Annotated in this window: 22 protein-coding genes and 1 pseudogene; 9 read left to right on the plus strand and 14 right to left on the minus strand. The window is 71.5% G+C overall.

The window, feature by feature from the left end; genetic code table 11:
• Positions 1 to 111: pseudogene (locus AB0469_RS06645) on the plus strand (IS481 family transposase); the annotation flags it as partial.
• 76 nt (positions 112 to 187) lie between these two features.
• Here the strand turns inward: AB0469_RS06645 and AB0469_RS06650 are convergent.
• Both AB0469_RS06650 and AB0469_RS06655 read right to left on the minus strand, forming a co-directional pair.
• A complete protein-coding gene (locus tag AB0469_RS06650; protein ID WP_366450251.1) occupies positions 188 to 745 on the minus strand; it encodes a GNAT family N-acetyltransferase in 558 nt (185 codons plus the stop codon).
• Positions 746 to 829: 84 nt separating this feature from the next.
• Positions 830 to 1,387 (minus strand): hypothetical protein, encoded by a 558-nt coding sequence (locus AB0469_RS06655; RefSeq protein ID WP_366450252.1) that lies wholly within the window; start codon positions 1,385 to 1,387, stop codon positions 830 to 832.
• 419 nt (positions 1,388 to 1,806) lie between these two features.
• Here AB0469_RS06655 and AB0469_RS06660 point away from each other — a divergent pair, with 419 nt between their 5' ends.
• Together AB0469_RS06660 and AB0469_RS06665 are read left to right on the plus strand one after the other, a co-directional pair.
• Entirely contained in the window at positions 1,807 to 3,018 is a 1,212-nt protein-coding gene (locus AB0469_RS06660) for a pyridoxal phosphate-dependent aminotransferase (RefSeq protein ID WP_366450253.1), read from the plus strand.
• Between the two features lie 100 nt (positions 3,019 to 3,118).
• Positions 3,119 to 3,520, plus strand: coding sequence for a hypothetical protein (locus tag AB0469_RS06665; protein ID WP_366450254.1), 402 nt, complete (start codon positions 3,119 to 3,121; stop codon positions 3,518 to 3,520).
• A gap of 257 nt (positions 3,521 to 3,777) precedes the next feature.
• Here the strand turns inward: AB0469_RS06665 and AB0469_RS06670 are convergent, their stop codons facing one another.
• From AB0469_RS06670 to AB0469_RS06680, 3 genes are read right to left on the minus strand one after another with little or no spacing between them, the layout of a single operon-like run.
• Positions 3,778 to 4,146: an MTH938/NDUFAF3 family protein gene (locus AB0469_RS06670; protein WP_366450255.1), complete on the minus strand. Its 369-nt coding sequence runs from the start codon at positions 4,144 to 4,146 to the stop codon at positions 3,778 to 3,780.
• Complete coding sequence (locus AB0469_RS06675) at positions 4,128 to 4,511, minus strand: hypothetical protein (protein ID WP_366450256.1); 384 nt, start codon at positions 4,509 to 4,511, stop codon at positions 4,128 to 4,130. The genes AB0469_RS06670 and AB0469_RS06675 overlap by 19 nt, the downstream gene beginning before the upstream one ends.
• A gap of 14 nt (positions 4,512 to 4,525) precedes the next feature.
• Positions 4,526 to 5,782 (minus strand): helix-turn-helix domain-containing protein, encoded by a 1,257-nt coding sequence (locus AB0469_RS06680; protein ID WP_366450257.1) that lies wholly within the window; start codon positions 5,780 to 5,782, stop codon positions 4,526 to 4,528.
• Positions 5,783 to 6,092: 310 nt separating this feature from the next.
• Between AB0469_RS06680 and AB0469_RS06685 the strand changes: the two genes are divergently transcribed.
• The gene (locus AB0469_RS06685) at positions 6,093 to 6,341 is read left to right on the plus strand and encodes a hypothetical protein (RefSeq protein WP_366450258.1); all 249 of its coding nucleotides are present in this window, start codon (positions 6,093 to 6,095) and stop codon (positions 6,339 to 6,341) included.
• Between the two features lie 58 nt (positions 6,342 to 6,399).
• On the opposite strand, the gene AB0469_RS06690 is transcribed toward AB0469_RS06685, so the two are convergent.
• Positions 6,400 to 6,813 carry a hypothetical protein gene (locus AB0469_RS06690; RefSeq protein WP_366450259.1) on the minus strand — a complete coding sequence of 138 codons (414 nt, stop codon included), beginning with the start codon at positions 6,811 to 6,813 and terminating at the stop codon, positions 6,400 to 6,402.
• A 138-nt stretch (positions 6,814 to 6,951) separates the two neighbouring features.
• Between AB0469_RS06690 and AB0469_RS06695 the strand changes: the two genes are divergently transcribed.
• From AB0469_RS06695 to AB0469_RS06710, 4 genes are read left to right on the plus strand one after another with little or no spacing between them, the layout of a single operon-like run.
• Positions 6,952 to 8,049 carry a substrate-binding domain-containing protein gene (locus AB0469_RS06695; RefSeq protein WP_366450260.1) on the plus strand — a complete coding sequence of 366 codons (1,098 nt, stop codon included), beginning with the start codon at positions 6,952 to 6,954 and terminating at the stop codon, positions 8,047 to 8,049.
• A complete protein-coding gene (locus AB0469_RS06700; RefSeq protein ID WP_366450261.1) occupies positions 8,049 to 9,305 on the plus strand; it encodes a toxic anion resistance protein in 1,257 nt (418 codons plus the stop codon). The genes AB0469_RS06695 and AB0469_RS06700 overlap by 1 nt, the downstream gene beginning before the upstream one ends.
• The gene (locus tag AB0469_RS06705; protein ID WP_366450262.1) at positions 9,302 to 10,942 is read left to right on the plus strand and encodes a VWA domain-containing protein; all 1,641 of its coding nucleotides are present in this window, start codon (positions 9,302 to 9,304) and stop codon (positions 10,940 to 10,942) included. The genes AB0469_RS06700 and AB0469_RS06705 overlap by 4 nt, the downstream gene beginning before the upstream one ends.
• Positions 10,929 to 11,558 carry a hypothetical protein gene (locus tag AB0469_RS06710; protein WP_366450263.1) on the plus strand — a complete coding sequence of 210 codons (630 nt, stop codon included), beginning with the start codon at positions 10,929 to 10,931 and terminating at the stop codon, positions 11,556 to 11,558. The genes AB0469_RS06705 and AB0469_RS06710 overlap by 14 nt, the downstream gene beginning before the upstream one ends.
• Before the next feature lie 162 nt (positions 11,559 to 11,720).
• Here AB0469_RS06710 and AB0469_RS06715 read toward each other — a convergent pair whose 3' ends face one another.
• Complete coding sequence (locus AB0469_RS06715; RefSeq protein ID WP_366450264.1) at positions 11,721 to 13,556, minus strand: phosphoenolpyruvate carboxykinase (GTP); 1,836 nt, start codon at positions 13,554 to 13,556, stop codon at positions 11,721 to 11,723.
• 211 nt (positions 13,557 to 13,767) lie between these two features.
• Here AB0469_RS06715 and AB0469_RS06720 point away from each other — a divergent pair, with 211 nt between their 5' ends.
• Positions 13,768 to 14,472 carry a hemolysin III family protein gene (locus AB0469_RS06720; RefSeq protein ID WP_366450265.1) on the plus strand — a complete coding sequence of 235 codons (705 nt, stop codon included), beginning with the start codon at positions 13,768 to 13,770 and terminating at the stop codon, positions 14,470 to 14,472.
• A gap of 167 nt (positions 14,473 to 14,639) precedes the next feature.
• Here AB0469_RS06720 and AB0469_RS06725 read toward each other — a convergent pair whose 3' ends face one another.
• From AB0469_RS06725 to AB0469_RS06755, 7 genes are all read right to left on the minus strand, one after another.
• Positions 14,640 to 15,407, minus strand: coding sequence for a hypothetical protein (locus tag AB0469_RS06725; protein WP_366450266.1), 768 nt, complete (start codon positions 15,405 to 15,407; stop codon positions 14,640 to 14,642).
• 125 nt (positions 15,408 to 15,532) lie between these two features.
• Complete coding sequence (locus AB0469_RS06730; protein ID WP_366450267.1) at positions 15,533 to 17,950, minus strand: galactose oxidase-like domain-containing protein; 2,418 nt, start codon at positions 17,948 to 17,950, stop codon at positions 15,533 to 15,535.
• Between the two features lie 22 nt (positions 17,951 to 17,972).
• Positions 17,973 to 19,172: a glycosyltransferase family 2 protein gene (locus AB0469_RS06735; protein ID WP_366450268.1), complete on the minus strand. Its 1,200-nt coding sequence runs from the start codon at positions 19,170 to 19,172 to the stop codon at positions 17,973 to 17,975.
• Positions 19,173 to 19,178: 6 nt separating this feature from the next.
• Complete coding sequence (locus AB0469_RS06740) at positions 19,179 to 20,699, minus strand: phospholipid carrier-dependent glycosyltransferase (RefSeq protein WP_366450482.1); 1,521 nt, start codon at positions 20,697 to 20,699, stop codon at positions 19,179 to 19,181.
• Between the two features lie 215 nt (positions 20,700 to 20,914).
• On the minus strand, positions 20,915 to 22,213 hold the full coding sequence (locus AB0469_RS06745; RefSeq protein WP_366450269.1) for a glycosyltransferase: 1,299 nt from the start codon (positions 22,211 to 22,213) through the stop codon (positions 20,915 to 20,917).
• 243 nt (positions 22,214 to 22,456) lie between these two features.
• Positions 22,457 to 24,520: a thioredoxin domain-containing protein gene (locus AB0469_RS06750; RefSeq protein WP_366450270.1), complete on the minus strand. Its 2,064-nt coding sequence runs from the start codon at positions 24,518 to 24,520 to the stop codon at positions 22,457 to 22,459.
• An 88-nt stretch (positions 24,521 to 24,608) separates the two neighbouring features.
• Positions 24,609 to 26,261 (minus strand): recombinase family protein, encoded by a 1,653-nt coding sequence (locus AB0469_RS06755; protein ID WP_366450271.1) that lies wholly within the window; start codon positions 26,259 to 26,261, stop codon positions 24,609 to 24,611.
• Positions 26,262 to 26,426: the final 165 nt, after the last annotated feature.

Genomic DNA, 26,426 nt, shown 5'->3' on the forward strand with positions numbered 1-26,426 from the left:
GACGCCTTCCCCCAGTGGCTCCACACCTACAATCACCACCGCGGACACACCGCGCTCGCAGGCAAACCACCCGCCAGCCGCGTCCCCAACCTCACCGGGCAATACAGCTAGGCCGGGCCGCGCCTTTCGGATCGGGCCGTCGCGGGCCCGGCCCAGCCCGGCCCGGAAGGCACGGCCCGGGTTCCGCCTACGCCCCGGCGGGGGTGGCCACCGCGTGGTAGGTGCGGCCGGAGACGGTGTACTCGCCGAGCGGGGTCATGCCGAAGGCGTCGACGTGCACCCGCCAGGAGGGGGCGTTGCCCGCCTCGATGAAGGCCACCAGGGCCTCGGCGCGGCCCGCCGAGGCCTCGACGGCCCGCGCGAACAGGCCCCGGGCCACGCCGTGCCCCCGGAAGCCGGCGTCCACCACCACCGGCCCGTACAGCAGCCACGGCACCTCGCCCAGCGGGCGGCCGCGCCAGACGAGGCCCGCCTGGGCCCGCAGCAGCCCGGTCACCGCCGCCGGCGGGTCGGCCATGTCCGCGGCGACCGACAGCGCGAGCAGCCCGGCGATCCGGCCCTGCCCGTCGTCGGCCACCAGCAGCTCCCCGGCCGCAGCCATGTCCCGCAGGGTGGCGGCGTCGAAGGAGCCCTGGACGAAGCCCTGCGCGGCGCGCTGCTCCTCGGTCAGGGCGTCGTGGTGGTTGGCGGCGAACAGCCGGGCCAGGGCGGGCGCGTCGGCCTCGGTGGCGTATCGGTAGCGCATGGCGCCGATGCTGCCACGGCCCGCCGGCCGGGGGCCCGCGCCGGGGCCCGGGATGTCACCTCGCCGGAGCGGGGGCGGGGCGGGTCAGCCGTTGGTGTTGAGGAAGCCGATGACGACCGCGCCCCACCAGCAGGCCTGGGAGACCAGGGCGGTCACGCCGCCCCAGAGCAGCAGCCCCCGCCCGGCCTCGCCCTCGACGGATCCGAGGCGGCGGCCCAGCAGGCCCGCCTGGAGACCGTTCACGGTGAGGGCCGCGACCAGGCCGAGCTTGGTGAGGGTCAGCGGGGAGTGGATGTCGGGGTGCAGCATCAGTCCGCTGACCACGAGCCCGCCGAGGCCGGCCCAGATCGGCACGTGCAGGCGGGCGGTCGCGGCGACCACCTCGTCCAGGGTGCAGCGGCCGGTGGCCCACAGGACGCCGTAGTAGTCGGCGGAGAGCACCGCGCCGAAGCCGAGGACCAGCGAGGCCAGGTGCGCGAAGAGCGCGGCGGAGTGCATGGCCGCGTCGGCCTGGAGATGGAGGGAGCACCACAGCCCCGCCGCCAGGACGACCAGCGCGCACAGCGCGCCCGCCGCCACGGTCCACCAGGAGTCGTACAGGCGGACGGGGCGGGGCGAGAGTCTGGCTGCGGAGGAGGACATGGCGGTGGGCTCCGGGGTGGGAACGGGCGTACGCGGCACCGTCCGCCGCGTCAAAGCAAGGTAAGGCTCACCTAAAGAATCCCCTCCGTCAATCCCGGTCCAGGGGGCGGAACCGCAGGCCCGCCCCCCGTCCGGGGGCACCGGCGGAGGGCGAGGCGCCAGGGGCCCGGGAGTTGGGCCGGACCCGTTCGGGTCACGGGGGCGCGGCGGTGGCCCGGCGGGGGTGACGAGCGCAACACTGGAGTGGATGCCGCCACCACCCGCCCATCCGATCCGCAGGCCGGAGCGGCCGGGAGGCCGCCGTTTCAAAGGGTGGACGGGGAAGCCACCCGTCCATCAGTTGAAACGGGACATTTCACTCCCCCGTGTCCGGCCGGAATGCCCCAGCGGACGAGCAGAGAGGCCCGTAAGCTCCCGTCATGCAGGTGATCCAGTCAACGAAACTCGCCAATGTCTGCTACGAGATCCGCGGACCCGTCCTCGAAGAGGCGATGCGGCTCGAAGCGGCAGGTCATCGCATCCTCAAGCTCAACACCGGCAACCCCGCGGCCTTCGGTTTCGAGTGCCCGCCGGAGATCCTCGAGGACATGCTCCGCAACCTGGGCAACGCCCACGGCTACGGGGACGCGAAGGGCCTGCTGTCGGCCAGGCGCGCGGTCATGCAGCACTACCAGACCAAGGGCATCGACCTGGACGTCGAGGACATCTACCTCGGCAACGGCGTCTCCGAGCTGATCCAGATGTCGATGCAGGCGCTGCTCGACGACGGCGACGAGGTGCTGGTCCCCGCCCCCGACTACCCGCTGTGGACGGCGTCCGTCAGCCTGGCGGGCGGCACCGCCGTGCACTACCGGTGCGACGAGCAGTCCGACTGGATGCCCGACCTGGCGGACATCGAGCGCAAGATCACCGACCGCACCAAGGCGCTCGTGATCATCAACCCGAACAACCCGACCGGCGCCGTCTACGACGACGAGATGCTGCGGGGCCTGACGGACATCGCGCGCCGCCACAACCTGATCGTCTGCTCGGACGAGATCTACGACCGGATCCTCTACGACGGCGCCACGCACACGAACACCGCGGCCATCGCCCCGGACCTGATGGTCCTCACCTTCAACGGCCTCTCCAAGAACTACCGCGTCGCCGGCTACCGGGCCGGCTGGATGGCGGTCTGCGGCCCCAAGAAGCACGCCTCCTCGTACATCGAGGGCCTGACGATCCTCGCGAACATGCGCCTGTGCGCGAACATGCCCTCGCAGCACGCGGTGGCCACCGCGCTCGGCGGGCGGCAGTCGATCGTCGACCTGGTGCTCCCCGGCGGGCGGCTGCTGGAGCAGCGCGACACGGCGTACGACCTGCTCACGCAGATCCCGGGCGTGACGTGCGTGAAGCCGAAGGGCGCGCTGTACCTGTTCCCGAAGCTGGACCCGGCGGTCTACAAGATCAAGGACGACCGGCAGATGGTCCTGGACCTGCTGCGGGCCGAGAAGATCATGGTCGTGCACGGCACGGGCTTCAACTGGCCCGAACCGGACCACTTCCGCATCGTGACGCTGCCCAACGCCACGGACCTCGCGGACGCCGTGACCCGCATCGGCCGCTTCCTGGACGGCTACGGCCAGCACTGACGGACGGGACGCGGGGGCGCCGTCCCAGACTCCGGATACAGCTCAACTTTAGAACGGATCCAAGGTAGGATGGTCTCCTGACCCCGCAGGAGGCCTCCTCATGTACGAGCCGATCCGTTCCAAGTCGGCCGTCCACGTCGTGGACGGCAACCGCAGCGAACCCCAGTACCCGCACAGCAGCCGGGGCGAAGCCCTCGACATCCAGCTCGCCGGGCACCTCGCGGCCCTGCTGGCCGTCACCGACGAACTCGGCATGGAGGACGGCGGCGCCGCCCGCATCGCGGAGCAGGTGGCCCGCCTGCGCGGGTCCCAGCCGGTACGGGTCTCCTACCCGGCCCTGGCCGACGGCGCCGACACCGCCACCCTGCACCGCCGCGCCCACGACCTCGCCGCCCGCGCCCTCCTCGTCGCCGCCTCCCGCGCCGACACCGCCGTGGCCATCCTCGCCGCCCAGCGCATGGACGCCCACGCCGCCGCCGCCCACCTGGCCGGCGCCCACTGACGGCCCCGGTCCGGGGCCGCGGAGGCTCCGGACCGGGCGCCACGCACCTCCCCCGGCCACCCCCGCGGCGCGGGCCCGGGGGCATGCGGCGGGACCAGCGATCAGGCGAGGTCGTCGGGGGGGCACCTCGCCGGCCATCCGGGCCCGCCACCCATGCGATCGGAGCCTCCCGCACGTATCAGATCGCTACGCGCTTCCCGCTTCTCAGCGTCTGCGGCCCGTCCGGGGCTCGTGCGGCCTCATCCGAGCATGAACCGTCAGCAAGTCGAGTGGAACAGCCCGCCGACGGCTTCGTCCTCCTCCGCCAGCCGGTTGTAGAGGCCTACGGCCTCACGCGTCTCCTCGACGTGCACGGCGACGCCCGCTCCCCGAAGCAGGAGCAGCGTCTCCGGCATCGTCTTCAGCTGCCGGTCCATGCCCTGGCTCAGCACGACGACCGTGCACCCGCGCTCAAGGAGTTCCCGCGCGTCGCCCGGCTGGATCCCCGGCTCGTGGCGAGTCCCGTGCTCGTTCCAGTCCCACGGCTGCCCGCCGCCTGGATACAGCACGAAGTCCTTTCCTGCCGCGAGCCCTTCGATCTCCATCTCCCCCCAGGCGAGATGCGTGATCAGCGGCGATCTTCCCATCGGGCAGTCGCCTTCTCGATCGCCTCGAAGATGTCCGCATCGGTCTCCCGCTGCCAGGCCGGAAGGTCAGACCAGTCGGCGACGTAGCCCGACTTCGGAACGTCGAAGTGCTTGAACATCTGGGCAGTCCAGCAGAGGGCGACGAAGCGGCCCTTCTGCTCCCGGGTCAGCCGGTCCGTCCTGGCATCGCTGAGCTCGATGAACTGACGCACCTGGGCGTAAACCGCCCCTGCGGCCTCGCGCTCCCACTGCGGGGTGTCGTCCCACGGGGTCACGTAACCGGCCTTCGGCTCTCCGGGAAAGTGCCGACGCACCCCCGCGATCCAGGCCTCCCGGAACAGTCGCGCGCCTTCGGCCTGCGCCATGCCAACCCCTTTCGTCACGGTGTGCTCAGCGAGGCGATCTCCGCCCTCAGCCCCGCAACACGGTGGTCACGGCTCAGGGGGCCGAACTCGTCGCACAGGCTTCGGAGTCTACGGGCGATGTATCCCGATGATGAGGCGTGGGCAAGGTCCAGTGCCTCGCGGGTGAACGCCACCACCTGATCGGAATCCCTGCGCTTGACGCCGATCACAGCGAGGTCCGCCAGTACCGCACCTCTTCGACGGTAGGAGTGCCCGAAAGCCAGAGCGCTGTGGTCCAAAGCCTTGGTGAGTACCTCTTCTGCGAGATCGAAACGGCCGAGCTGCACGTACCGCGCACCGCGTTCCTCGGCCAGCCGGGTGCCGTCGAAGCGGAGCCACCCGCCGTTCGCGCTGTCGCCGGCGAGGTGCTGCACCTCTTCGGCGCGCGCAAGGGCCCGCTCGCACCCGGCCAGATCGCCCGAGCCGGCCAGTACCTCCGCCTGTACCGAAGCGACCCAGTGCCGGGTGGACAGGGTGCTGTCGCCGCGGGCAGCCACGCGCTCCGCCGCATGCAGGATGTCTGCTGCTTCGCGGTACTTGCGCTCGGACAGATCCACGTACGCGTGACGGACGAGAGCACACGCCCACAGGTCGTAGGCGTCGGCTTCCTTGCCGACGGATGCCGCAAGGGCATAGGAAGCGGCTGCGTCTGCGTATCGGTTGGCGTCGAAGGCAACCTCGCCGGCCAGTTGGAAGAGGTCGGCCGCCGCGTTGAGGAGCAGGAGCGAATTGCCGCGCCGTTCCCCGGAGAGGGCCTCCTTCAGCGTGGTCAATTGATCGCGGACGACAGGGTGGACCGTCCCTTTGGTCCGGGCGAGTTGGTAGACCTGCCAGAGGTGACCGTTCATGCGGGCGAAGTCGTCCGGGTTGCCCCGGTGCACACCGTCGGCAAGGGCCTCTGCCTCGTCGAGCGGAAGGACGCTCAGCGCACCGCTGACGGTGAGTATGCGGAGGAATTCACGGCGGATCATCTCGTCGGGGTCTCCCACGCTCGGGCGGTCAGTGGATTTCTGCTCCGCGGTCCCCCGCTCTACGGCCTGTGGCGGCGACAGGAGAGCTTCCAGCTCTTGGAGGCTGATGTCCAAGGCGCGTGCCAAGCCGGGCCGCTGACACGGCTGCGGTGTGATCTTGCCGCCTTCCCAGCGCCCGACCGTTGTACGGTCCACGCCAAGCAACTCGGCCAATTTCTCCTGACTGTAACCCAAGGTCTTGCGCCGTTCCGGCAGTCCCATGCGACCTCTTCTTGTGCCTCTGGTCCGTTTGGGACCCCTGCACGGATTTGCATCAAGCCTGCCGCATGACTGCCGTGGAGGTACCCGATTCACTCCGCTTTCCTGAGGTTGTTGCAAGCGCCATGGCTTGCGGAATGCGGAGGTTCAGGCATGGCAACGTCCCACACCGATCGGAGTCACTGCCCCGATGCGCCATGCGACGCATCGGGTATTGCCGGGGCGAGAGCCGCGTGCTCCCCCAGTGCCGAGCTCCTGGATCGCGCGCTCGCCGGTTGGGAGCGCTTCCTCCACACCTTCGAGGCGGCACCGGATGAGTGAGCAGTACGAGTACGTCCCGCACCGCCTTCTCCGCCGCCGCGTTCGCGACATCGCTTCTGGCGTGGAGGGCGTGCTGATGGCCGTGGTCAACGAGAACGTCTCGGACACCGGAACCGAGCGCTGGATGGAACTGGCCTATATCCGGGACAGGTCAAACCGGGAGTTCACCACGGCCGTCGCCAACGTCGTGCCCGCCTACGACCCACCGCACACCCGCGACACGAGTCCCTCGCGGGGGTGAGGGCCGGACCCCGCCGGGGCCCCGGTTCCGGCCTGCATCCGGGGAGGCGGCGGGCTTCTCAGTCGTGCGTGGGCTCCGGTGCCACCGCCGCCACGCCGCACCACGGCGGGGTCGACGGGGGCCAGACCGGGCCGATGGCCTCCGTGCGGGCCGGCGGGGTGTCCGGGGTGAGGCCCGGGAGGCGGGCCAGGGAGCGGGACGTGCGGGCGTCCGGGAGGGACGGGCGGCGGTCGCGGAACTCGACCGTGACCACGTACGAGCCCTGTCCGCCCCGGGCCTCCACCACCGCCAGGACGCGCCGGCTCGCCGGGTCGATGCGGCAGTCGGTGACCCGGACCTCCGGGGGCGGGGCGGACGCGGCCGGCGGGCGGGCCGGGCTGCTGGCCCACACGTACAGGCCCAGCGGGGCGAACACCAGGAGACCGGCCAGGGCGACGAGGCCGACCGCCCAGCCCTGCCATTTCAGTGCCATGCCCCCGATCCTCCCGGTACGGCGGGCACGCCGCCAGCAACCACCCGCTCACACAGCATTTCGAAGCGGGACCGCCTGGACACCGGCCGTTCACCCAACGCCTCGCGGAATGTGGGTTTCCGTGAGCAGGCTGCACCCGTGAGACGCATCCTAGGAATCGCTCTGGCGGTCCTCCTGATAGGCGGCGTGATCGCCGTCGTCGTTCTCGGGGGGAACGCAACAGAGGGCACGGCAACGAAGACCGTGCGCGGCGTCATCGGATCGGAGAAGTCCGAGTTCTTCCGTGATCCCGACGTCGTCAAGGCCCTTGCAGCCAAGGGCTACACCGTGAAGACGGAGACCTCGGGCTCCTGGGCCATGGACCAGCTGGCCCTCAAGGAGTTCGACTTCGCCTTCCCCAGCAGCAGTGAGCCCGCGCAGGAGATCGAGGCCGCGGCCGGGGTGAAGGGGGCGCAGACCGCCAAGCCGTTCTTCTCCCCCCTCGTCGTCATCGCCCGGGCCAACGCGGCCAAGGTCCTCGCGGACAACGGCCTGGTCCGGATGACCGGCAAGAACTCGGGCACCCTCCTGATGGAGCCGTACCTCAAGGCGGCCTCCGAGGACCGGAACTGGCAGCAGCTCACGGGCTCCGCAGGCTACCCGGAGCTGGCCGGGCGGGTCTTCGTCAAGACCACCGACCCCGCCACCTCCAACTCCGGCGCCCTGTTCATCGCCGCCGCCTCCAACGTGGCCAACGGCGGCGCGGTCGTCTCCGACGACGCCGGGATCGCCCGCACCGCGCCGCTCCTGCGCAAGCTGATCCAGGTCCAGGGCGCCCTGGAACCCTCCACCGACGACCCGTTCCGCGCCTTCATCAGCGGCAGCGGCGAGCCCCTGATCCTGGCCTACGAGTCCCAGGTGGCCTCCCTCCTCATGCAGAAGCAGACGAACGCCGAGGTGGGCAGCATGGTCGTGCTCTACCCGGACACCACCGTCAACTCCCCGCACACCTTCGTCCCCCTCAACGAGAAGACGAAGGAGCTCGGCACGCTCCTCGCCACCGACCCGGAGCTCCGCCGGCTCGCCCTGCGCCACGGGTTCCGCCCGCAGGAGGGCGTCGCCGAGTTCACCGCCGCCACCGCGCCCCACGCCGGGTACCTCAACCCGGGCCTGACCGGGATCCGGCAGGTGGGCGCTCCGACCGTCAAGGTGCTGATGGCGCTGGCCGCCCGCGCCAAGGGCCAGGGGGACAACTGATGACCACGTATCCGCTGACGCCGCCCGGGGACGGGGCCGGGAGCCCGCTCGTCCTCACGGCGCCCGAGCCCGTGGCCGCCGTGCAGCGGGAGCAGGCCTCCGGCCTCGTCCCGCTGGACGAGGGCGTGCACGACGAGATGTCCCGCCGGGCCGGCGAGTACGTGGGGCAGCTCGCCGGGATCGACACGCGCTCCCCCGAGTTCGCCGCCCGTATCCACGACATCGCGGCGCTCGGCTCCTCCGACATGCGCACGGCCGCCGACCAGTCCAACCGGATGCTGGAGCGGGCCGTGCGCGCGATCGGCGCGGACGGCGGCGGTGACGCCCAGGCCCGGGTCGCCGGGTCGCTCGTCGAGCTGCGCCGGACCGTCGAGGACCTCGACCCGCAGGCGTCGCTCGTCGAGCTGCGCCGGACCGTCGAGGACCTCGACCCGCAGGCCGCGGCCCCCGCGAAGGGGGCCCGCAGGCTGCTGGCGAAGCTGCCCGGCGGCAACCGGCTGCGCGACCACGTCGCCCGGTACGCCTCCTCCCAGGAGACCCTGAACCGGATCGTCCAGGCGCTGCGCGGCGGCCAGGACGAGCTGCGCCGCGACAACGCGGCCCTGCACACCGAGCGGGCCCGTCTGTGGGAGACCATGGGCAGGCTCCAGGAGTACGCGGTCCTCACCGAGGCCCTGGACGCGGCCGTCGGGGAGCGGATCGCCGAGGCCGGGCGCACCGACCCGGCCCGGGCGGACGCGCTCCGTTCCGACGTGCTGTTCCCGGTCCGCCAGAAGCACCAGGACCTGCTGACCCAGCTGGCCGTCTGCGCCCAGGGCTACCTGGCGATGGACGTGGTCCGGCGCAACAACGACGAGCTGATCAAGGGCGTCGACCGGGCCGCGACCACCACGGTCTCGGCGCTGCGCATCGCCGTGATGCTGGCCTCGGCGCTCGACAGCCAGCGCAAGGTGGTCGAGCAGGTCAACGCCCTGCGCGGGACCACCGAGGAGCTGATCCGGGGGAACGCCGAGATGCTGGCCGGCCAGAGCGGGGAGATCCAGCGGATCGCCGCCGACCCCGCGGTCGGGGCGGAGACCCTGCGCGAGGCCTTCGGCCGGATCTACCAGACCCTCGACGCGATCGACGGCTTCAAGGCCCAGGCCGCCGAGAACATGGCGGCGACGGTCGAGTCCCTGACGGGCGAGCTCCGGGCGGCCTCGGCGTACCTGGCCCGCACCCGCACGCCGAACGCCCTGGAAGGCGGTGACCGATGAAGCGGTACGGACCGGTGGGCGTGCGCCTGCGCAGACGTCTCGCGGCGGCCGTGGCCCTGACGGCGACCCTGCTCGGGGCCTCGGCCTGCACGGACGGGAAGCCGGACGGCGGGAACTCCGCCGGCTCGGGGAAGCCGGCGGCGGAGTACAAGGAGGGCAGGCTGCGCGTCCTGGCCTCCAGCGAGCTCGCCGATATGGAGCCGATCCTCAAGGACGCGAAGGCCGCCACCGGCGTCTCCGTCGACTTCACCTGGTCGGGGACGCTCGACGCGGCCGAGCAGGTGTCCTCGGGCAAGGCGGACGGGAAGTACGACGCGATCTGGCTCTCCTCCGACGACTACCTCCGCCTGCGCCCCGAGGCCGCCGCCCGGCTCGCGAACGAGACCCCGGTGATGTCCTCGCCGGTCGCCCTCGGCGTCCGGCCGGAGGTGCTGGCCCGGCTCGGCTGGAAGCCGCAGGAGGTGACCTGGGCGGCGGTCGAGGAGGCCGTGGCGGCCGGGAAGCTGACGTACGGGATGACGGACCCGGTGCGCTCAAACTCCGGTTTCTCGGCGCTGGTCTCGGTGGCGTCGGGGCTGTCGGGGGCGCAGGCGGCCCTCACCGACGAGGACGTGCAGAAGGCACGGCCCCGTCTGAAGGGCTTCTTCAACGGGCAGAAGCTGACCTCCGGCTCCTCCGGCTGGCTCGCGACGGCCTACGCCCAGCGCGGTGACGTCGACGCCCTCGTGAACTACGAGTCGGTGCTGCTCTCGATGAACAAGGACGCCAAGGCGCCCCTGACGGTCATCCGCCCCAAGGACGGGGTGGTCACGGCCCACTACCCGCTGGCCCTGCTGACCTCCTCGCCCGCCGGGGCCCGCGAGTCGGGCCGGCGGCTGACGGAGTACCTGCGGGGCGACGCGGCGCAGAAGGCCATCACCGAGAGGACCTTCCGCCGTCCCGTGGCGGCCGGGGTGGCGCCGGCCGCCGGGCTGGACGCCGAGAAGCGGCGCGAACTGCCTTTCCCCGGCTCGCGCTCCGTCGCCGACGGGCTGCTGGCCTCGTACGAGAACGAGCTGCGCCGGCCCTCCCGCACGGTGTACGTGCTCGACACCTCCGGTTCGATGGCCGGCGACAACCGCATCGGCCGGCTGCGCGACGCGCTCACGGATCTGACCGGGACGGGGAGTTCGGGTCCCGGGCAGCGGTTCCGGGACCGCGAGGAGGTCACCCTCCTGCCGTTCGGCGACGGGGTGAAGGAGGTGCTGACGCACGTGGTGGAGCCCGGGAACCCGGGGCCGGCCCTGGACGCGATCCGCGGGGACGTGAAGTCCCTGCGCCCCGAGGGGGGCACGGCGGTGTACGGCAGCCTGAAGGCCGCCTACCAGCACCTGGGGCAGGGGAACGCCGACGCGTTCACGTCGATCGTCCTGATGACGGACGGGGAGAGCGGGGACAGGGTGCAGGACTTCGACTCCTTCTACGCCGGACTGCCCGAGGGGCAGAAGCACACTCCGGTCTTTGCGGTCCTGTTCGGGGACTCTGACCGCAAGGAGCTGAGCCACATCACCGAGCTGACGGGTGGCCGGCTCTTCGACGCCACCAACGGGAACGGCTCGCTGGACGGGGCCTTCGAGGAGATCCGTGGCTACCAGTAGGCCTGCGGGCCGGCTGCCGGCGCGGGCACTGGGATATCTGGAGTCGAGGAAGAACCTGGCCGGCAGTGCCTGCGGCCTCGCCGGCCTGGCCCTGACCCTGGCCGGGGCGGCGGGCGCGTACTGGCCGGTGGTGATCGCGGGCCTGTACGGGGCGGGGGCGCTGATCGCCCCGCCCGAGCGGGCGGCCGTGCCGCTGTTCCCGGGCACCGCGGAGCAGTTGGGGGCCGTACGGGAGGACCTGGGCCGGCTGCGGGACTACGTGGCGGAGGTCGAGCTCCCGCCGGCCGCCGGGGGGAAGCTGGGCGAGGTCCTGGACGTGTACGCGGCGCTGCTGGAGCCGGGCTGGGTCACGGACGCCCTCGCGGCCGACCCGGACGCGGTGCACGCGCTGTCGCGGGCGGTCCGGCTGGACGTGCCGGAATGCGTGGACACGTACAACCGGACCCGCTGGTGGACCCGGCTGACGCCGGGCGGGGAGTCGCCGGAGCGGCACCTGGAGCGGCAGCTGTCGGTGCTGTTCGACGAGGCGGAACGCCTGACGGCGGGCCTCCAGGACAGGGAGGCCCGCCGTCAGCAGACGCACACGGCCTACCTCGAGGAGCGCGGGCGCTCCTGAGGGGCGGGACCGACGGCGGCCGGGACAGTGGCTTCCGTCGGCCGGTCAGGCGTGTGCTGCGATGGGAAAGCCTTGGTCGGGGATTCCCACAGCGGTGGGAGAACCTTGGTCGGGGACTCCCACGTTCATGTGGCCTGCGGCATCGGGGCAGGCGTGTCGGGCTCAGCCCAGGCGCTCGACCAGGGCGTGGTACTGCTCCCACAGCTCCTTCGGCGTGTGGTCGCCGTAGGTGTTGAGGTGCTCGGGGACCAGGGCGGCCTCCTCGCGCCACACGTCCTTGTCGACGGTGAGGAGGAAGTCGAGGTCCTCGTCGGAGATGTCGAGGCCGTCGAGGTCCAGGGCGGCCTTGGTCGGCAGGACGCCGATCGCGGTCTCGACGCCCTCGGCGTTGCCGTCGAGGCGGCCGACGATCCACTTCAGGACGCGGCTGTTCTCGCCGAATCCGGGCCACACGAACTTGCCCGCGTCGTTCTTGCGGAACCAGTTCACGTAGTAGATCTTCGGGAGCTTGCTCTGGTCCTTGTCGGCCGCGACCTTGACCCAGTGGGCCATGTAGTCGCCCATGTTGTAGCCGCAGAACGGCAGCATGGCGAACGGGTCGCGGCGCAGCTCGCCGACCTTGCCCTCGGCGGCGGCGGTCTTCTCGGAGGCGATGTTCGATCCGATGAAGACGCCGTGGTTCCAGTCGAAGGACTCGGTGACCAGGGGGACGGCGGAGGCGCGGCGGCCGCCGAAGAGGATCGCGGAGATCGGGACGCCCTTGGGGTCCTCCCACTCGGGGGCGATCGTCGGGCACTGCGACGCCGGAACGGCGAAGCGGGCGTTGGGGTGGGCGGCCGGGGTCTCGGACTCCGGGGTCCACGGGTTGCCGCGCCAGTCGATCAGCTCGGCCGGGGGCTCCTCGGTCATGCCCTCCCACCAGACGTCGCCGCCGTCGGGGGTGAGCGCGACGTTGGTGAAGACGGTGTTGGCGTACATCGTCTTCATGGCGTTGGCGTTGGTGTGCTCGCCGGTGCCCGGGGCGACGCCGAAGAAGCCGGCCTCGGGGTTGATCGCGTAGAGGCGGCCGTCCTCGCCGAAGCGCATCCAGGCGATGTCGTCGCCGATGGTCTCGACCGTCCAGCCGGGGATGGTCGGCTCGAGCATGGCGAGGTTGGTCTTGCCGCAGGCGGACGGGAACGCGGCCGCCACGTACTTGGTCTCGCCCTCGCCGGCCGGCGGGGTGAGCTTGAGGATCAGCATGTGCTCGGCGAGCCAGCCCTCGTCGCGCGCCATGACGGAGGCGATGCGCAGCGCGTAGCACTTCTTGCCGAGCAGGGCGTTGCCGCCGTAGCCGGAGCCGAAGGACCAGATCTCGCGGGTCTCGGGGAAGTGCGAGATGTACTTGGTGGTGTTGCACGGCCACGCGACGTCGGCCTCGCCCTCGGCGAGCGGGGCGCCGAGGGTGTGGACGGCCTTGACGAAGAAGCCGTCGGTGCCGAGCTCGTCGAGGACGGCCTTGCCCATGCGGGTCATGGTGCGCATGGCGACCGCGACGTAGGCGGAGTCGGTGATCTCGACGCCGATCGCGGAGAGCTCGGATCCGAGGGGGCCCATGCAGAAGGGCACGACGTACATCGTGCGGCCCTTCATGGAGCCGCGGAAGATGCCCTCCCGGCCCGCGAAGAGCTCCTTCATCTCGGAAGGGGCCTTCCAGTGGTTGGTCGGGCCCGCGTCCTCCTCCTTCTCGGAGCAGATGAAGGTCCGGTCCTCGACGCGCGCGACGTCGGAGGGGTCGGAGGCGGCGTAGTACGAGTTCGGGCGCTTGGTCTCGTCGAGCTTCTTGAACGTGCCCTTGGCGACGAGCTCCTCGCACAGGCGCTCGTACTCGGCTTCGGAGCCGTCGCACCAGACGACGCGGTCCGGCTGCGTGAGGGCCGCGATCTCGTCGACCCAGGAGATCAGCTCCTGGTGCGTCGTCGGGAGGGAAGGGGTGGGAGCCGCGTTGTCGCGCGCCACGATTGCTCCTTGTTGAGGGGTTTGTTTGGTGTATGCCCCGTGGGGGCCGCGACCCGGACGCTTCGCGCTCCGCTCATCCGGTGTCGACCGCACTCATCTGATCATCCGGTGGATGTGCGCATATGTCCAGGGGGCCTCTCACGTGAGCATCGCCACGTCAGTCAATCTTCCGTAAAGAGGAATAACGGAAACCTACGGACCCGTAGGTAGCATGGCGACCATGACTTCTGACGCCGCTGCCGTAGCGGCCGCACCGGCCGAACGCGCAGTTCCGGAGGCCGAACCGGCCAAGCCGCTGATGCGCGGCTGGCTGCACACCGGAATGTTCCCGGCCGTGGTGGTCGCCGGCCTGGTGCTGATGGCCTTCACCGACTCGACGCGGGCGCGGGTCGCGTGCGGGGTGTACATCCTCACCGCCTGCCTGCTCTTCGGGGTCAGCGCCGTCTACCACCGCGGGACCTGGGGCCCGCGCGGCGAGGCCGTCCTGCGCCGGCTCGACCACGCCAACATCTTCCTGATCATCGCGGGCACCTACACCCCGCTCACCGTCCTGCTGCTGCCGGACTCCACCGGCCGGACCCTGCTGTGGGCGGTGTGGCTCGCCGCGGCGGCCGGCATCGCCTTCCGCGTCTTCTGGGTCGGCGCCCCGCGCTGGCTCTACACCCCCTGCTACATAGCGATGGGCTGGGCCGCCGTCTTCTTCCTGCCGGACTTCCTGCGCACCGGCGGCATCGCGGTCCTGGTGCTGGTGATCGTCGGCGGCCTCCTCTACAGCGCGGGCGGGGTCATCTACGGGATCAAGCGTCCCAACCCCTCGCCCCGCGTCTTCGGCTTCCACGAGGTCTTCCACTCGCTGACGCTGGCGGCCTTCGTCGCGCACTACGTCGGCATCTCGCTGGCCGCCTACTCGCACTGAGCACACCGCCCCGCACGGGCCCGGCCCTCCGCCGGTCCCGTGCGGGGCGGGCGGGGCGCGCCGGGCGGCCGCGGGACGCCGGGCCGCCCGGGCCCGCCGGGCGGCGGGTGGACGTCGAGCAGCCGGGGGACGTCGAGCAACCGGAGGACGCCGGGCGGACCGGTCCGTCAGACCGGCAGGCTCCGGGCGAGGGCGGCCAGCACGGCCCGGGTCTTGGTCTCGCCCGTCGCCGGCGGGACCAGGCCCCGCTCCTTGAGCCCGGCCGCGAGCAGGTCCTGGGCCGCGGCCGCATCACCGAGGTCGGTGCGGACCGACACCTCCAGGAACCGCAGCCCGCCGCGGGTGGTCCACTCCTCGATCGCGACGGACCCGGGCAGCCCGTCCCAGTCCTGCTTCCACTTGACGGCGTGCACCGGCCCCAGCACCGTCAGCGCCCCGAGGTCCTCCCCCTCGGCGCCGGCCGCCTCCAGGAGCTCGCGCTGCGCTTCGACCAGCAGGTCCTCCAGGTCGCCGCCCTCGGCGTCGAGGGCGTCCCCGAACTTCCGCGCGGCCTCCAGCGAGGCGGACAGGACCGGGGTGAACGCGGGGCCGGCCCGGTCCTCCTCGACCCTGAACTCCCAGTGCTCCTCCTCCCGGTCCTCCTGCCAGTCCCCGGGCAGCGGCGGGCAGGGGCGCAGCTTCACGGTCAGGTCCGCCTTGCGCTTGGAGTCCGGACCCTCGTCCGCGTCCCGGCGCAGGCGCAGGATCAGCCCCCGGTCCAGCAGGGGCAGGGAGACCTCTGCGCCGGCCGCGCGGACCGGCCGGTCCCAGAAGTGGATGACCCGGGGCCGCCCCTCCTCCCGGCGCAGTCCCAGGGCGTCGGACGCGGCCCCGGCCTCCGCCCCGGCGAAGCTGATCTTGAGTTCCGCGGCCGCTGCCGCGGGGGTCTGCTTCATGCTGCCGTTATCGCACGGCGGGCCGGGCCCCGCATTCCGGGCGCGTCCTGCGCGTGGGGCCCCGCCGCGGGTGTGCGGCGGGGCCCCGGTCCGTGCGCGGGCGGCCGGGCGGCCGGGCGGCGCAGTCAGCAGGTGTAGCCGTCCCCGTCGGCGTCCAGGCGCTGCGGGTCGCTGCCGTTGACCTTCATCCGCTGCGGGAACCGGTGTGCGGCCAGCCAGTCGCAGCGGCCCGCGGTGGTCTGCGCGACCTCCGCCGGGAAGGCCGTCGGGACGCACACGTTGACCGTCCCGTAGTGCCGGTCGCAGCCGGCCACGGTGGGCGCGACCGGGACGGAGGCCCGCTGCCGCGGGTTCTCCTTCGGTGCGGCCAGGCCGTCCGCGAAGGTGTGCTCGTGCGGGGCGGGCCCCTGCCGGGCGGCGTTCGTGGAGGGCGCCCCGCCCAGGTGGACCCAGGTCGCGACCGAGGGGATGCCGGCCGCGTCGACGCCGAAGAGCATGTACCAGCCCGGTGGCGCCAGGTTGGGGTTGCTGGTGACGTTGAGGTCGATGGTGGTGTTGTTGACCACGGTCATCGGCAGGTCGACGAACCGCTGGTTGGGATCGGAGGAGTGGGTGACCGCCGCCGGGCGGATCAGTTCCGCCTTGGCGATGGGCCGGTCGACGGTGATCCGCTGGGTGTCCCCGTACACCCACTCGGTGTCGATCACCGAAGTGAGCTGCGGGCGCGGCCCCTTGAACAGGTAGGGCGGCGTGTAGATCGACACCGCGTGGTTGTAGGTGCCGTTGCCCGGGTTGTCGCCGACGGACATGACCCGGCCGTCGGGCAGCAGGAACGCGCCCGAGTGGTAGGTCCGCGGGATCGGGTCGGTGGCCAGGCCCGCCTGGTAGGTGTTGGTCCCGGGGTCGAAGAAGGAGGCCTCGAAGACCGGGTCGGCCCGGTCGTGCAGGCCGCCGCCCGTCTCCAGCACCTTGCCGTCGGGCAGCAGTACGGCGGAGACGTACATCTTGCCCTCGGCCCCGGTCTGCGGGCGCTTGCCCGCCCCGGTGTCGACGAGTCCCTGGGGAAGGTCGGGGCCCGCGGTGTAGGCGGGAGCGGGCTTCTTCAGGTCGATGATGTCGGTGATCCGGTTGGCGGCCGGATTGGTCTCGTTGTTGCCGCCGCCGATGGTCAGGACCCGCTGGTCCTGGGCCGGGGGCAGCAGGACGCTCGCGGACTCGTCGCGCTCGTCCTTCCTGCGCAGCCCGGGCACGTCGGTGACCGTGTTGGCGTCGTAGTCGTAGACGGAGGAGCCGGATCCGGCGGTGCCGTTGCCGAAGGTGTGGCTGCCGGAGTAGAAGAGCCGGCCGTCCTGCATGAGGATCATCGAGGGGTACAGGCCCCAGTACGACCAGGTCTGGTTGACCTGGTTCATCGGCAGCCACCTGTTCTGCGCCGCGGAGAACCGCTCCGCGGTGACGTTGCCGGTGGAGTCCTCCTTCAGCCCGCCGAAGGAGATCACGTCGCCGTTGCCGAGGAGGGTCGCGGACGGGTACCAGTGCCCGCCGTTCATGTCGTTCGTCCTCGTGTACGTCTCGGTGGCCGGGTCGAAGACGTACGAGTCCTTCAGCCCCTGGTAGCCGATCCTGCCGTCGGCGGACGGGTAGCCCTTGTTGCCGCTCATCACCAGCACCCGGCCGTCGGCCAGCTGCACGTGCCCGGAGCAGAACATGTCCACCGGGGTCGGGACGGTCCTGACGGTGCCGGCGACGGGATCGTAGACGGCGGAGGTGAAGGTCCCGGCGTTGAACTGGGAGATGTCGTTGCCGGATCCGGCGATCAGCAGCACCTTGCCGTTCTTCAGGACCACGGCGTGCATCGAGCGCACCGGGTTCTGCGTCGCCATCACCTCCCACTTGCCCTTCGTGCACTCCTCGGCGGTGCCCGTGCAGCCGGGCCGGGGCGGGACGGCGCCCACTTCCTCCAGCGCGTAGTCGTCGGTGGTGAGGGTGCCCACGCCGTACACGGACAGCCCCCAGGCGATCTTGTCGGTGTTCGGGGGAACGGCCGGCGTACGGACCTGGGTCCGCGACCAGGCGGCGCTGACCGGCGGGTTCTGCAGGTCGGTCCAGTACTGCCAGCCGGCGGCGGTGTCGTGGCGGAAGACGGTGACCGCCACGTCCGGGGTGTTCGACTTGTACCAGGCGGACAGGTCGTACTGCCGGCCCGGGACGACGGTGGGGGCGCAGGTGGTGTTCTCGGTGACCAGGGCCTTGCGGTCGCCGCTGACCCGGCGGGTGAGCGAGACCTTCACGGCCCGGGTGCCGCTGTGGGCGTCGGGGACGGTGGCGAAGGTGAAGTCGTTGTCGCCCCAGCCCGACTTGGACCAGCACGACGGCATGTCGGAGCCGGGCGCGCCGGCGGTCTCGAAGCCGGGATTGGTGAGCAGGTTGGGTGCTCCGGCCGTGGCCTGCTGCGGGGCGGTGAGCAGCAGGCCTGCGGTCATCGCCCCGACGGCGGCCAGCGCGGCCCTGCGGCCCGCCCTCCGTCGGATCGTCCTTCGCATGCGGTGGTCCTTTCGGTGCGGCTCAACTCCTGGTCGTGGGACGGGTGCGGGCCGCCGCGCGCGGCCCGCGCGGCAGGTAGACGAGGGCTTCGGTGGCGGCGAAGCGCAGGACGAAGGTGGTGACCAGCGCCAGGGCCGTCGCGGGCAGGACGTCGAGGCCGAGCCGGGCGACGAACAGCGCGATCAGCGGGATGCGCAGCAGCAGGTCGGCGTTGGCGAGGAGGGCGAAGCGCCCGACGCGGTCCGCCCAGTGGCGGTGGCGGCGGCGGTCGCGGAAGAGGAGGGTCTCGATGAGGAGGAAGTTCCACAGCACGCCGGCCTGGTTGGCCAGCACCTCGGCGGCCAGGTACTGCATCCCGGCGTGGGTGAGCAGCCACAGCGCGAGGAGGTTGGGGACGAAGCCGGAGAGCCCGATCAGGCCGAAGCCGATCATCCGGGCGAGCGGGCTCGCCGAGCGGAGGGCGGCCAGGTGGGTCAGGAAGCGCAGCCCTTCGCGGGCGGTGGACTTGGACTCGCCCGCGAACCGGTCCTGGAAGACGAAGGGGACCTCGGCGGTCTTCTTCGGCCGGCAGCGGACGGCCAGCTCCAGCAGGATCTTGTAGCCGAGGGGTTTCAGCGCCTCGGCGGTGACGGCCCGGCGGCGCACGGCGAAGAAGCCGCTCATGGGGTCGCTGATGCCGCGCAGGGCGCGCGGGAAGAGCCCCTTGGCCAGCCAGGTAGCGCCGCGCGAGACGGCGACGCGGTAGCCGCCGGCGAGTCCGGCGCGGCTGCCGCCGGGCAGGTAGCGGGAGGCGACGACGAGGTCGGCCCCGGTGCGGTCGCCCGCGCCGACCAGCTCGGGGACCAGGTGCGGCGGGTGCTGGAGGTCGGCGTCCATGACGACGATCCAGTCGGAGCAGGCCCGCGCGATGCCCTCGGCCACGGCTCCGCCCAGGCCGCCCGAGGGGCTGTCGCGGTGCAGGACGGCCACCGGGAACGGGCAGTCGGACGCGGCCTTCTCGATGACGGCCGGGGTGTCGTCGGTGGAGTCGTCGACGAAGAGGACCTCGCAGGGCGGGCCGGCGGGCAGGGCGGAGCGCAGCTGCCGGAGCAGCTCGGCGACGTTGGCGGACTCGTTGAAGGTCGGGATGATCAGGGTGACGCTGCCGGACCTGGAGGACGTCGGCGGAGTGTCGACTTCCGGATCATCCAGGGCATGCGGGGGCCACAGGTCCTCGCTCATGCTGGTTCAGCTCCCACTCTCGCGGTCGGTGCGGCGGATCTCGATACGGTCCTCGCCCGTACCGAAGACGGCGACCGCGGTCGAATGCTCCAGAGCAGCCTTCACGGTGGGCAGGTCCACCGCGTCGCGACGCACGGTGGGCGAGGAGACTACGTAGTCGATGTCCCGCCAGCCGCGCGGCAGGGTCTTGGTGACGGCCGGGTCGAGGTCCGCCTTGTAGAACCAGATGGCGCCCGGTCCGGGTGCAAATCCGTGGTGAACGGCATCGAGCCAGAGCGCGTCGTCGACGAGGACCCGGGTGTTCGCCGGGTCGGGCACCTCGCGGCCCAGCCAGGCGGCGGCCTGCCGGTAGGGGGCGTTGGCGTCGGCGGTCAGGGCGGTGCGGTCGCCCGCGTACCAGCGCGGCAGCACGTACGCGGCCGCCGCGAGGGCGAGTACGCCGACCAGCGCCCGGCGCGCGTACACCAGCGGCCGCCGCTCTCCGGGGCCGCGGCGCCGGCGCAGGACGGCGTGGGTGACGCTGGCCGCGGCGGCGGCCAGGACCAGGGCGAGGAAGGGCAGGGCCTGGATCACGTACATCGCGGGGAGGTAGCCGGAGGGCCGCATCGCGACCGCGGCCAGGATCACGGCGGCCAGCGCCGGGCCCGCGAGCGCCCGGGCGGTGACCGACCACCGGTGCGTGGCCAGCAGCAGGACGGCGCCGGCCAGGCCGCCGAGCGGCAGCACGGTGTCGTAGTACAGCCAGGACCGCAGGACGCCGTGGGACCCGGAGCCGGGGTCGAGGATGAAGCCGGAGCCGGGTCGGCTCATCTGGTAGGTGATGCCGTCGATGAGCGAGACGTGCCCGGCGCCCGGGAGCAGCTCGTTGTTGAGCAGGGCGTACAGCGGGTACGAGAGGCCGATCAGCGCACAGGCGGTGATGGCCCCGGTGACGGCGAACTTGCGGGTGTCGCGATGGCTGTGGCGCCACATCGTCACCAGCAGCGCCGGGAGCACCACCAGCATCGTCTCCTTGGTCAGGACTGCGGTGGCGGCCGCCAGCCCCGAGCCGAAGTGGTGCCACAGGTGCCGGCTGGGGGACGCGGCGAGGCAGAAGGCCAGCAGCATCCACACGACGGCGAGGTTGTCGAGGAAGATCTCCCGCTGGAGCACCACGGAGAGCGGGGACAGCCCGAACAGCCCCATCGCGAGCCCGGCCGCCCAGCGCGGCAGCCACAGCCGGCGCGCCAGCACGTAGATCAGTACGGAGCCGGCCGCGGAGACGGCGAGCATCGAGAACCGCATCGGCGCGACCGTCATCCCGTCGGGCACGAGGAGGGACGGCAGCCAGGTCAGACCGGCGACCTGTATCCAGCCGAGCGGCGGATGGTCGTACCAGTACGTGTAGTGCGCCAGGCCCTCGCCCTGCTGGACCGCCCACGCCTGGGCGAGGTAGGTGCCCTCGTCGTCGCTCAGGGTCGGGAAGTGGGTGATGTTCCAGCCCTGGACGAGGACGATCACGAGCAGCAGGGCCCCGCAGAGGACCAGGTCGGGGCGCGAGGAGTGGAAGCGGACCGGCGGGCGGGCGGGGACGGCCGGCCGGACGCCGGGGCGGTCGCCGGTACCGCCGCCGCCCTCGGACCCGTCCGGTCCTGCGGGGCGGCGGGAGCCGGGGAGGTCGCGTACGGGCAGGAGCTGCGCGGTGGCGTTCGCGGCGGCCGGGTCCGCGGGCTGGGGATCAGTGGCCGTGGGCACGGTGGCGGTCACCGGTGGGCGTCCTCTCGGATCGGGGCGCAGGAGTGCGGGGCGCCGGCGGAGGCGGCGTTCTCCAGGTGGGCGCCCGTGTGGCTGGTCAGCTCCCACTCGTTGCGGCCGCGCTGCTCGCGCCAGACCGCCCGGATCGCGGCGCCCGCCAGCATCACCTGGTAGAAGGGCCCGCCGACGATCAGCTTGAGGTAGTGCACGAAGCGCACGCGCAGCCCGTACTGGCGGCCGAAGTCGTGCAGGCCGACGATCTCGAAGACGAAGGTCACCATCGCCGTGATCAGGGGCAGGAAGGTGATGATCGCGACCCCGACGGGCACGTCGAGGAAGACCGCCACGGCGAAGTTGACCGGGATGATCACCCCGGAGGCCGCCTGCAGGAACGGGGTCATCAGCGTGTAGCGCGCGAGCCAGCGCTGGCCCCGGCCGGGCAGCTGCTGCCAGTCCTTCTTCCGGTAGACCTGCAGGAAGCCCTGGTTCCAGCGGGTGCGCTGCTTGAGCAGGCCCATCAGCGAGCCCGGGGTCTCCTCGCGGGTGACCATGTCGGAGTCGTACGCGACGACCACCTTCTTGCCGACCGAGGAGAGCCGTACGCCCAGGTCGCAGTCCTCGGCCAGGCAGTTCTGGTCCCAGCCGCCGGCCTCGCGCAGCACCGCGGTCCGGACGAAGACGGTGTTCCCGCCGAGCGGGATGAAGCCCTTCTCGGCGTGCAGGTGGAGCCGTGAGCGGAACCAGAAGAAGTACTCCAGGCAGTTGCGCAGGCTGTACCAACTGGAGTGGAAGTTGATGAGCTGGACGCCGCCCTGGACCACGTCGGCGCCGGTGGCGCGGAAGGCGTGGTCGACGTGGGAGAGCAGCTCGGGGTGGACCTGGTCCTCGGCGTCGAAGACCCCGACGATGTCGCCCCGGCAGTGCGGGAGGGCGGTGTTGAGGGCCTTCGGCTTGTTCTTGGTCTCGTTGTGGTCGACCACGACCCGCACCCGCTCGGGCGCGCGGATAGCCGCCCGGTCGGCGACGGCGGCGGTCTCCGGGTCGTCGTGGCCGACGACCACGAGGATCTCGTAGGCGGTGTGGCTCGACTCCAGGAGCCGGTCGACGGTGTGCTCCAGCACGGCCTGCTCGTGGCGGGCCGGCAACAGGAGCGAGAAGGCCAGCCGGTCCCCGCCGTCGGGGCGGTCGAAGCGCGTCGAGGCCAGCGTCTCCGGTGTGCGCCAGGCGTGCATCTGCCACCACAAGGTGAAGGCGGCCATCCAGAAGAGCGCAAAGGAAATGGAGCAGATGACAACAGAGGTGAACAAACCGTCCCCCACAGACATGCCGCAACCCCAGGCGGCGACCGGCAAACCCCCCGGAGACCCTGCGCGGGCCCCCCGGCCCGCCGTCTCCGCGTACCCCCTCGTGCGCACCCCCCCGGTGCGCGTCTCGGTGACTCCCGGAGACACGAGACTAGGCAGCACATGTGAAGCTCAGGCACCGACTGGTTAAAAACCACATTTCCGAGTTGACCCACTGCAACCGGAATTGACGCTACTCCACCCGTTTCAGTGATGAACCACACCCAACTGATCCGCCAGCTCGACCAGTTCGGTCGTAGGCCGCGCGCAGACGAAGTGCCGGCACACGTACGCCGTCGGGAGGTCGCGCACGAGTGTGCGCTCGGCCAGGAGGGGGAACTCCCCTCCGCTCCCGTCCGCCGCGCGCGGCAGCCCGACCGCCACGACCGCCCCGGGAGCAGTCCCCAGCAGCGCGGTGCGGTGCAGGGCCGCCGTCGCCGGGTCCTCCGGGTGCCCGACCACCGCAACCTCGCGGGGCCCGTCGACGAGCGCCTCCGCCACGGCCAGCCCGTGCCCGATGAACCGCGGGGCCCGCGGCCCGAGGGCCTGCACCACGGCGAGCGCCCGCTCGGCCGCCTCACGGTGCGGCCGCGAACCGGTGTGCGCGGCGTACGAGAGCAGCGCGCCGGCGGCGGCCGTCCAGCCGGACGGGGCGGCGGTGTCGGTGGGGTCCTGGGGGCGGCGGATCAGCCGCTCGGCGTCGTGCGCGGTGTCGTACAGGGAGCCGTCCTCGGCGGTGAAGCCGGCCAGCACGAGATCGACCAGGAACCCGGCGAACTCCAGCCAGACCCCCTCCCCCGTGACGGCGGCCAGGGTCAGGAACCCCTCGGCGACGTCCCCGTAGTCCTCCAGCACCCCCGCGTTCGCCCCGACCCGCCCGTCCCTGCTGGTCCGTGCCAGCCGGGCCGTACCGTCCATGTGCACCCGCACCAGCAGGTCGGCGGCCTCCACGGCCCGCTCGACCAGGTCCGGCCGCCCGAAGAAGGCCCCGCACTCGGCGAGGGCCGCGATGGCCAGCCCGTTCCAGGCGGCGACGACCTTGTCGTCCCGCCCGGGCGCGGGCCGCAGCCCGCGCGCCGCGAGCAGCCGCTCCCTGATCGACGCCAGCCGGCCGGCCTCCACCACGGGCCCGTCCTGCGGGAGTTGCAGCACCGACTTCCCGTGCTCGAAGGTCCCCTCCTCGGTGACCCCGAAGTACGCGGCGGCCAGCTCCCCGTCCGCCTCCCCGAGCACCTCCGCCAACTCCCCCGGAGTCCACGCGTAGTACGCCCCCTCGACGTGGCGCCCGCTCCCCGCCTCCTCGCTGTCGGCGTCGAGCGCGGAGGCGAACCCGCCCTCCCGCGTCCGCAGTTCGCGCACCATGAAGTCGGCGGTCTCCAGCGCGACCCGCCGCGCGAGGTCCGACCCGGTGGCCCGCCACAGGTGCGCGTACACCCGGCAGAGCAGCGCGTTGTCGTAGAGCATCTTCTCGAAGTGGGGTACCAAAGACCCACCTGGTCGCGGCGTGAGCACGTACCGGTGGAATCCGCCCCCCACCTGGTCGTACAAGCTCGAACGGGCCATCGCGCCGCACAGACCTTCCGCCATCTCCAACGCCGCCACGGAACCGGCCCGCGCGTGGTGGCGCAACAGAAACTCGATCACCATCGACGGCGGAAACTTGGTGTCTCCCTTGAACCAGCCGCTCGCGGGATCGACGTCCCGGGTCAGCTGGAGGAGCGCCACGGCCTGAGTCTCCTCAGTGGGGGCCCCGGCGTCCCCGGTGCTCAGCTCCCGCTCGGCAAGGTCCCGAGCGATCCTCCCCGCGACTTCTCCCACCTCATCCCGTCGGCTCGTCCAGGCGTTGTGCACGCCTTCGAGGACCTGACGGAAGGACGGCATGCCGTGGCGTGCCTCGGGCGGGAAGTAGGTGCCGAAGTAGAAGGGTTTCCCGTCCGGGGTCATGAACACGGACATGGGCCAGCCGCCCTGTCCGGTGGCCGCCTGCACCGCCTCCATGTAGACGGCGTCCACGTCGGGCCGCTCCTCACGGTCCACCTTGACAGACACGAAGTGCTCGTTCATGTACGCAGCGGTGTCGTCGTCCTCGAAGGACTCGTGCGCCATGACGTGACACCAGTGACAGGCGCTGTAGCCGACGCTCAACAGCACGGGAACATCGCGCCGCCGGGCTTCTTCGAACGCGCCGGCCTCCCATGGCCACCAGTCGACGGGGTTGTCCGCGTGCTGGAGGAGGTACGGGGACGTGGCCTGGGCAAGTCGGTTGGGCATGCCCCCATCCTTGCGCACCGGCCTTCGCCCCGCCCATACGCCACAGGGTCAGACAGTGTTTGTGGTTCGCGTGGAACGGGACTGGAGGTCAGGCGGTTGTGTCCTTCTTCGACAGCCAGTCGAACTCCAGCCGTTCCAAGATCGGGGTGTGGTCGCCCTGCCGCGCTGCGGCCTTGACCGTGATGCCCTTCTTCCCCAGGGCGCACTTCAGGAGCATCCGCTTGTCCACCATGTCCGCCGCTTCCCACGCCTCACGCAGGGTGTCGAACCGAGTGAGGGGCGATAGGTCCGCCTCCGCATCCAGAGCCTCAAGGATCGCGGCACTGCCCTCGATCACGGCGCGCTGCCCTTCGCTCAGCTCCTCGAAGCGCTCTTCGTCCATCTTCCCGTACACGTAGAAGTCGTCTTCGAGCTTCTTCACACGCCGCTGAGCCGCCTCGAGGGCCTTCTGGGCCTCGACCTTCTTCACCTGCGTTTCGGGGTCCGCGAAGGCGATCCACCGGCGGGCTATCTCGGTGATCACCGGGTCACCGGGCTCAAGGGCGGTGATGTGGTGGATCCAAGCCTGTCCAACCGCATGGTCGATACGGCCGGCGAGGGTCACGACTCCTTCGCAGATGGACCTGCCCCGTGTCTGCCGGACCTCACACCGGTAGCGTCCGCCACGGTGACTCATCGGGCCGCCACACGATTCGAGCTCCCCCGTGCCCTTCTTGTCCCGTAGCCGTCCGCACCGGTAGCTCCCGGTACCCAGGTACTTCGCCTCCGGCTTCCCCTTCGCCCACCGTTCATCGGTCCGCCCGGCAATGAGCGCCTTGATCATGAACCACTCGCCCGGCGTCACCACTCCTGTGCCGCACATGATGGCTTCGCCCCTCTCGTCGCGCAGCGGCTCGCCGTACCCCTCCCAACGGTCCAAGGGGTTGCCGTGCTCGTCCGTCTTGCGCCGCCGGACCGGGACCATGCCCGCGAAGAGCGGGGACTGAGCCAGCTTGCTCACCGTCGTGGGCGACCACGTGGCACCGCTCCGGGTCCGGTGACCCTCCTCGTTGAGTCGGTGGGCCGTGTCCTTCGTCGTCTTCTTGTCCAGCAAGAGATCCGCCAGCCTGCGAGCCGTGCCGTATTCATCGGGATGGGGTTCGACCTTGCCGCTTCCGGGGGCGCTGTAGAGACCGAACGGCGGCCTGCCCGTTCCCCTCCGGCCTTCCGCCTTGTGCGAGTCGTGGCCGATCTTCACGCGCTTCGCCACGTCCTTCGCTTCCTCCCTGGCGCGTTCGCTCAGGATCGCGAAGACCATGCGGCCCCCCTTTGACGAGTCCAGCCCTTCGGATACGGAGACGAGCCGCGATTGCCTGCGTTCGAACTCGTCGAGCATCCGGCCCACCGCCCCCATGCCGCGCCGGTCGAAGCGGTCCGTCTTCCACACGCCGAGCGTCTTGGCCTTGCCGTCCATGACCGCTTGCGTGGCCTTCTCGAACTCCCTGCGCCGCACGTAGGCCTTGGAAGCCGAAAGCTGTTCGAACCAGACATGCCGGATCTGGAGCCTGTTCGCCTGCGCCCAGCGCACCACGTCTCGCAGATGGCCCCGCAGCGTGGCCAGGTCTTCCGTCTTGTTGCTACGCCGCAGGTAGGCATCCATGAGGCCGGACGGGTCCGCAGTCGCGGGCTTGTCCAATCCCAGGGTTTCCAGTTCCTCAAGGCCGAGCCCCAACCCGACGAGCGTGGCGTGGTCCTCGCGCATGACACCCTCCCCTGTTCTAGAGGAAAGGGTAGGGAGGCAATGGACCGTGTACCGCCGCTTTCCCGAAATGCAGCACGGTCCAACGCCGTTCCACGAAGTACCGCGCGGTCCTCACATCCCGTACGCCTTCGAGCACCTGCACGAGGAGGACACACGGCCCATCCC

The organism is Streptomyces sp. NPDC093801 (assembly GCF_040701585.1).
Taxonomy (GTDB): domain Bacteria; phylum Actinomycetota; class Actinomycetes; order Streptomycetales; family Streptomycetaceae; genus Streptomyces.

Excerpts from the sequence above, each read along its gene's own strand:
- AB0469_RS06650 (WP_366450251.1), bottom strand. The coding sequence starts at position 745 with ATGCGCTACCGATACGCCACCGAGGCCGACGCGCCCGCCCTGGCCCGG.
- AB0469_RS06655 (WP_366450252.1), bottom strand. The coding sequence starts at position 1,387 with ATGTCCTCCTCCGCAGCCAGACTCTCGCCCCGCCCCGTCCGCCTGTAC.
- AB0469_RS06660 (WP_366450253.1), top strand. The coding sequence starts at position 1,807 with ATGCAGGTGATCCAGTCAACGAAACTCGCCAATGTCTGCTACGAGATC.
- AB0469_RS06665 (WP_366450254.1), top strand. The coding sequence starts at position 3,119 with ATGTACGAGCCGATCCGTTCCAAGTCGGCCGTCCACGTCGTGGACGGC.
- AB0469_RS06670 (WP_366450255.1), bottom strand. The coding sequence starts at position 4,146 with ATGGGAAGATCGCCGCTGATCACGCATCTCGCCTGGGGGGAGATGGAG.
- AB0469_RS06675 (WP_366450256.1), bottom strand. The coding sequence starts at position 4,511 with ATGGCGCAGGCCGAAGGCGCGCGACTGTTCCGGGAGGCCTGGATCGCG.
- AB0469_RS06680 (WP_366450257.1), bottom strand. The coding sequence starts at position 5,782 with ATGGGACTGCCGGAACGGCGCAAGACCTTGGGTTACAGTCAGGAGAAA.
- AB0469_RS06685 (WP_366450258.1), top strand. The coding sequence starts at position 6,093 with ATGAGTGAGCAGTACGAGTACGTCCCGCACCGCCTTCTCCGCCGCCGC.
- AB0469_RS06690 (WP_366450259.1), bottom strand. The coding sequence starts at position 6,813 with ATGGCACTGAAATGGCAGGGCTGGGCGGTCGGCCTCGTCGCCCTGGCC.
- AB0469_RS06700 (WP_366450261.1), top strand. The coding sequence starts at position 8,049 with ATGACCACGTATCCGCTGACGCCGCCCGGGGACGGGGCCGGGAGCCCG.
- AB0469_RS06705 (WP_366450262.1), top strand. The coding sequence starts at position 9,302 with ATGAAGCGGTACGGACCGGTGGGCGTGCGCCTGCGCAGACGTCTCGCG.
- AB0469_RS06720 (WP_366450265.1), top strand. The coding sequence starts at position 13,768 with ATGGCGACCATGACTTCTGACGCCGCTGCCGTAGCGGCCGCACCGGCC.
- AB0469_RS06725 (WP_366450266.1), bottom strand. The coding sequence starts at position 15,407 with ATGAAGCAGACCCCCGCGGCAGCGGCCGCGGAACTCAAGATCAGCTTC.
- AB0469_RS06730 (WP_366450267.1), bottom strand. The coding sequence starts at position 17,950 with ATGCGAAGGACGATCCGACGGAGGGCGGGCCGCAGGGCCGCGCTGGCC.
- AB0469_RS06735 (WP_366450268.1), bottom strand. The coding sequence starts at position 19,172 with ATGAGCGAGGACCTGTGGCCCCCGCATGCCCTGGATGATCCGGAAGTC.
- AB0469_RS06750 (WP_366450270.1), bottom strand. The coding sequence starts at position 24,520 with ATGCCCAACCGACTTGCCCAGGCCACGTCCCCGTACCTCCTCCAGCAC.
- AB0469_RS06755 (WP_366450271.1), bottom strand. The coding sequence starts at position 26,261 with ATGCGCGAGGACCACGCCACGCTCGTCGGGTTGGGGCTCGGCCTTGAG.